Raw genomic sequence first — 2304 nt, 5'->3', positions numbered from 1 at the left:
CGCGGATTCTGATCCGCGTGCCTAATGCGGGCGGCTATTCGCTGCAGCGGATCGAGGTGCAGGCGATGATCGCTGAGCGGTGGAAGACGGTCGGTCAGATGGGGGAGTTGGAGCGAGAGGCGATTTTCGCGGATTTCGCGGACCTGCAGACGGACCGGATCAAGCTGATCGTTCATAGTGTCTGGGACTGGTCGAAGCAGGCGCGGAGCGACGTGCATTTTTCGGCTGTGGAGTTGTTCGGCCGGGCACTGCCGGACGATCCGAAGGGGACGTATCGGTTGACGGGGAAGTGGTCGTTCCGGCTCGATCCGGGGCAGGAGGGTGTGAAGTCCGAATGGTTCAAGCAGAGCGTTTTCGGCGACGGGTGGAGTCAGGTGAGCGTTCCCGGGCGGCAGGAGGAGTATGACGTTGCGGGCGTTGCGGGCTACGACGGGTGGAGCTGGTTTGCGCGGACGTTTGAGGCTCCGGCGTCGTGGAAGGGGCACGTTGTTCATTTGAAGTTCGAAGCGGTGGACGACGAGGCGGAGGTGTGGGTGAACGGCGAGCGGGTGGGCGAGCATCGCAAGGAGGGCGAGAACGATCCGAACTGGTGGGAGGAGCCGTTCGAGTTTGACATCACCAAAGTGCTGCGATGGGACGGGTCGAATACGGTGGTGGTCTTGGTGACGGATTTTCGGCTTGACGGGGGGATGACCAAGCCGGTGTTTTTGCGTTGGGCGGACGGGCCTGGGATGTTGGCGCCGGAGAGGTAGGGGAGGAGGGAGATTCCCGCAGAGGCGCGGAGACGCAGAGAGGAAGGGGATGTGGTGGAGGGGGCTATTCCGGCATATTGCCTGTATTCCGGCGATGGATCGGAGTCCGTGAACGGTTATAATTGTCTTTGTCGATATTCTGGTTGGGTGTTTTTGGAATGATGCGGTCATGATGTGACGCTGATATATTTTGAGGTGTATGATGAACGTGGATCTGAGTGAGCCGGTGATTGTTTCCCAGGCTTCGCCTGAGGTGACGAATTGGGGACCGTGGCAGTTTCCTCGGATTGAGCGGCTGGCGGATGGGAATCTGCATGTGGAATTTCACATTGAGGCGGATTCGCCGACGGCGTACGGATTACCGATGGGTCATGCGGTATCCAGCGACCAGGGGCGATCGTGGGAGGAGAGGCAGACGATTTGCGAATCGGAAGGGGTATTATTGCCGAACGGCGACCGGCTGATGGCCCTGCAGATTCCGTCGATACCGGTTGCCGAGTTAACGCTGCCTGACCCCGTTTCCACGATCCGCGGATCCTACGCTGACTATACCTTTTATCCAGTCAAGGACTTGCCCGATGAATTAACAAAAGCCTTTCCTTTCCGGCGTCTGCCCGCCGGCGGGTCGAAAGGGGTGGTGGAATGGGCCAGGGTTCAGATGCCGGACGATGTCCGTATCGCTTTCGATCATGTTTTTACTTTCCCATTCTTCGAGCAGGATCGAATTAAGGTATTGCCCGACGGTGGTTTGTACGCCACGCTTTACCTGACTCCGCAACTGTTCCGGGATCGGTGGGTGCTGCGGATATGTCATACCCTGTTTTTGCGATCGGACGACGCCGGGCGGAGCTGGAAGGTCCTGAGCGATATTCCTTATCTGCCCGATCCCGATGCGGACCCGGCGTGGGATGCCCGGGATGGTTTTACCGAGCCGGAATTCGCGGCGACGCCCGATGGTTCGCTGCTGTGCCTGCTTCGCACGACGGACGGCCACGGGGTGGGCCCGCTCTATATGGTTCGTTCCGTGGATGGCGGGACCACGTGGACCCGGCCGAAAGTATTTGATCACCTCGGCGTCTGGCCGCAACTGCTCTCGTTGGGCAGCGGGGTAACGTTATGTGCCTATGGCCGGCCGGGATTATATCTGCGGGCAACCGCTGATCCTTCCGGAGTGGAAGGATGGGATGAGCGCCTCACCCTGGTGGCGCCGGGGCGGATACAGAGTGATACCTGTTCCTATTCCGATTTATTACCGCTGGATGACCGGACGGCCGTCATCGTCTATTCGGATTTCAGCTATCCAAACCCTCAAGGCCGACCCTGCAAGACGATTTTGTGCCGGAAGATATCGGTTCAGGTTTAGCGGAGGACGGTGCGTCGGGGCGACGGACCCTACGGGTGGGTGGTGTCGTTTGAGAGGATGAAGGTTCCTTCGGCGTTGTTGGCGTTGGGGAGGTACCAGTGCGGGCGCCAGGGGAGTTGGATGGTACCGGCGACGGGGTGATCGGCGTCGACGGCGATGACGTTGAGGCGGAAGGTGTGGTCGTCGGCG

The 2304-nt window shown here is 59.9% G+C and carries 3 protein-coding genes; 2 read left to right on the top strand and 1 reads right to left on the bottom strand.

Going from position 1 to position 2304, the window contains the following annotated elements:
- The coding region (locus tag GXY33_17120) for a hypothetical protein (GenBank protein NLX06861.1) at window positions 1-752 on the top strand (752 nt) is incomplete at its 5' end.
- Window positions 753-954: 202 nt separating this feature from the next.
- Window positions 955-2115 carry an exo-alpha-sialidase gene (locus tag GXY33_17115; protein ID NLX06860.1) on the top strand — a complete coding sequence of 387 codons (1161 nt, stop codon included), beginning with the start codon at window positions 955-957 and terminating at the stop codon, window positions 2113-2115.
- A 29-nt stretch (window positions 2116-2144) separates the two neighbouring features.
- On the opposite strand, the gene GXY33_17110 is transcribed toward GXY33_17115, so the two are convergent.
- A partial coding sequence (locus GXY33_17110; GenBank protein ID NLX06859.1) for a hypothetical protein occupies window positions 2145-2304 on the bottom strand: 160 nt, incomplete at its 5' end.

Source organism: Phycisphaerae bacterium, from assembly GCA_012729815.1.
GTDB lineage: Bacteria > Planctomycetota > Phycisphaerae > JAAYCJ01 > JAAYCJ01 > JAAYCJ01.
Note: the sequence above shows the minus strand (reverse complement) of the source record. Positions and strands in the feature narration are given on the sequence as shown.